Source organism: Coleofasciculus sp. FACHB-712 (genome assembly GCF_014695635.1).
GTDB lineage: Bacteria > Cyanobacteriota > Cyanobacteriia > Cyanobacteriales > FACHB-T130 > FACHB-T130.
In genome coordinates this window covers 1-2514 of the sequence record NZ_JACJOQ010000072.1, presented here as the reverse complement: position 1 = coordinate 2514, position 2514 = coordinate 1, and the positions used below count along the sequence as shown (strand labels likewise).

2 protein-coding genes are annotated in these 2514 nt (G+C 52.7%); one reads left to right on the top strand and one right to left on the bottom strand.

The genetic code is table 11. The features are described 5' to 3' along the window. Positions 1-115: 115 nt before the first annotated feature. Complete coding sequence (locus tag H6F50_RS01765) at positions 116-868, top strand: SDR family oxidoreductase (RefSeq protein WP_190425630.1); 753 nt, start codon at positions 116-118, stop codon at positions 866-868. A 99-nt stretch (positions 869-967) separates the two neighbouring features. Here H6F50_RS01765 and H6F50_RS01760 read toward each other — a convergent pair whose 3' ends face one another. Next, the gene (locus tag H6F50_RS01760) at positions 968-2371 is read right to left on the bottom strand and encodes an amidase (protein WP_190410168.1); all 1404 of its coding nucleotides are present in this window, start codon (positions 2369-2371) and stop codon (positions 968-970) included. Between the last annotated feature and the right edge of the window lie 143 nt (positions 2372-2514).

Here is a 2514-nt window from a genome sequence, read left to right as displayed (position 1 = left end):
TAGCGATCGCCTAAACTGCCCATTTTTCTAACCATTGGCGTGAATTCCCTAACCGACAAATTCATCCCCATCGGGATGGGTAAAGTACGACTCTAATCATTACAGGAGATAAAATATGGCAATCCTTTCAGGACGAGCTTGGATTACTGGTGCTAGTAGCGGCATCGGCGCAGCGACCGCCAAAATATTGGCTCAGAACGGAGCGAAAGTCGTTTTGTCGGCACGCCGCACAGAGCAACTCGAACAGCTTTCCCAAGAAATTGAACGTGCAGGCGGTCAGGCGATGATCAAACCCTTGGACGTAACTAGTCGGGAAGCTGTGGCACAGCTTGGGGAGGAACTGGAAACAATGGGTGGCGTGGACATCCTGATCAATAACGCTGGTTTAATGCCTCTGGCACCGATGCTGGAAGGGCGCGTGGATGAGTGGGAGCGGATGATTGATGTGAACCTGAAGGGACTCCTCTACACCATTCATGCTGTCCTTCCCGGCATGGCTAAGCGCAAGCACGGTCATATTGTGAATCTTGGATCGGTGGCTGGACGCTTTGCCTTTAAAGGGGCGGCGGTCTATTGCGGAACCAAATTTGCGGTGCGCTCCATCTCCGATAGTTTGCGCCAAGAGGCAATTGAATATGGCGTGCGGGTGACAGACATTGAACCAGGGGCAGTGGCGACTGAACTTGCCGATTCAATTAAGCATGAGGCAACGAAAGAAGCTGTGACCGGACAAGGCGGTTTTTATGCTCCGGGTGCGGATATTCTGCAAGCGGAAGATATTGCCAACGCGATTCTTTACGTGGTGAGCCAACCTGAACACGTCAATATCGGTGAGTTGTTGATTCGTCCGCGTATTCAGGAACTCTAACGAATTTAACCAGCAGGATAATCCCAGAGCATAAACTGTCTTGGGGCTAATTAGCCTCGTTCCCCAGCTGAGCCGGGGAACGAGAAACAGATATCGCTTTTATTGCGCGGCAAAGTCAGGACGGCGATCGCTCCAAAGTTTTGCAGCTTCTAGTTGTGCGGCGAGGGCAATCAACGTGGTTTCGTCAGCGGGGCGTCCCACCAACTGCACGCCGATTGGCAACCCGTTGGCGTCAAAACCAGTCGGAAGTGCGATTGCAGGCTGTCCGGTGGCATTGAATGGGGGACACGGAGCGATCCACTGAATGATTTTCTGCAATCTTTCCTCCGGATTCAGGTGCGCCCACTCCCCAACCCGAATTGGCTGATGCATATAAATGGGCACTACCAAAACGTCATAGTTGTCAAAAAAGGCAACAATGCGCCGCGCCATAATTTGCATCTGAGCAACCGCTTGCAGATATTCACCCGCAGAACCGGATTTCTCTAGCATCCAGCGATTCATCGGTTCCAAGTAGTCGCCGGGAATCCCCGTCGCCGCCACACCAGCTTGCCAAACTTTGGAAAAAGGTTTGATCAAATCGGTAAAGTCTGGACAACCGGGTTCAACGGTATGACCCATTTCTTCTAGCAATTGCACAGTTTTTTGGACGGCTTGCCCAGATGCCGAATCGGCTTCGCCTATCGGGGGAATTGTTGTAGAAAAAGCAATCCGCAAAGACCCCAATTTTTGGGCAGTTGCGGCAAGAAAAGTCGTTCCTGGGTCGGGCAACCAGTAGGGATCGCCCGCGACATAACCAGACATGACATCCAGAAGGGCGGCAGCATCGGCAACGTTACGCGCCAAGCAGCCATTGGTTGCAATGCCATTTAGATGATCGCCCACAGGTGCATAAGACACCCGACCCCTGGAGGGTTTAATGCCGACTAAACCACAACAAGCAGCGGGACCGCGCACCGAACCGCCGCCATCAGAACCTTGAGCGATCGCGCACAACCCCGCCGCCGTAGCCGCCGCAGCGCCCCCACTCGATCCCCCTGGTGTATAGTCGAGATTCCAGGGATTCCGGGCGGGTGGAAACGCCGGAGGTTCTGTATAAGGGAAAGAACCTAGTTCAGAAGTCGCCGTCTTACCGAGAATCGTAAACCCCGCCAGCTTAATCCGCGTCACCACCGCATCATCATAAGCGGCAATTTTGTCCATCAGCGCCGCTGTTCCGTAGGTACAGCGAACACCAGCAACGGGGTTGAGGTCTTTAATTGAAATGGGTACCCCAAAAAAGGGCGGAAATTCTTCTGTGTTGCCTGCCAATGCTTCCGTCTTCGCCTGGGCATCGGCAAGCGCCATATCTGCCATGACGGTAAAATAACTCCCCAGTTGGGAATCCAGTCTCTGAATGCGTTCCAGGTAAAGTTCCACCAACTCTAGCGGTGATACTTGTTTGCTGCGGATGAGCCGCGCCTGTTCTATCGCTGGGGTAAAAGCTAAATCTGTTTGATTCATGGGAACTTTGGGCGATCGCTACTTAATCTTGAACGCCTGAGCGCGTCTAGGCAATAAAATCCTAGCTTGCCAATAAACATTGTTTCACGCGATCGCTTTTTCGCTTAAGTATCCGGATCGACACCGAGCGATCGCAGTTGTTC

Bases quoted from the DNA above. Each gene is read 5' to 3' on its own strand.
- H6F50_RS01760 (WP_190410168.1), bottom strand. From the start codon at position 2,371: ATGAATCAAACAGATTTAGCTTTTACCCCAGCGATAGAACAGGCGCGG.
- H6F50_RS01765 (WP_190425630.1), top strand. From the start codon at position 116: ATGGCAATCCTTTCAGGACGAGCTTGGATTACTGGTGCTAGTAGCGGC.